Origin of the sequence: Cryobacterium sp. 10I1 (assembly GCF_035019805.1) — a bacterium.
GTDB lineage: Bacteria > Actinomycetota > Actinomycetes > Actinomycetales > Microbacteriaceae > Cryobacterium > Cryobacterium glucosi.
The window spans coordinates 1-429 of sequence record NZ_JASJVF010000570.1 but is presented as its reverse complement, the minus strand read 5'-3'; the positions used below and the strand labels follow the sequence as shown (position 1 = coordinate 429).

The following is a 429-nucleotide window of genomic DNA, read 5'->3' as shown; positions in this document are numbered from 1 at the left end:
GCGAGAACGGCACCCCGCCGCGGCGGGCGGCGAACGGATGCGTCGCATCCGTCACCGACGCCGGTTCCCGGTCGAGCCGCACCACCTCGCTGTCGACGTGTAGCGTCCAGCCGGCATGGACGTCGAACCACTCCGCGAGGTCACCCGCGTGCCGCCGCACGAGCCGGTAGCGCTCCTCTTCAGTCGAGCGGATCAGGGGCGTGCGCAGCAGCATTCGGGCCGCCCGCTGCCGGTCGTCGACCGCCGAGACGCTCATGACACCTCCACAAACACGTCGACGTCTGCATCAGCATCCGAGTCGGCATCGGCGCGCGAGTGCGACGCGTGCGCCGGAGACCCAGCCTGAACGTCGCCGGCTTCCTCCGCGTCGGCGCGCCCGTGAGTTGAGCTTTCGGCCTCGGCATCGGCGGCATCAGCGGCGTGTGCGCC

At 71.6% G+C, this 429-nt stretch carries 1 protein-coding gene; it reads right to left on the bottom strand.

Annotated elements, in window-relative coordinates:
* On the bottom strand, positions 1-256 hold a 256-nt coding region (locus QN345_RS19820), incomplete at its 3' end, for a DUF2398 family protein (protein WP_323509215.1).
* Positions 257-429 lie beyond the last annotated feature (173 nt).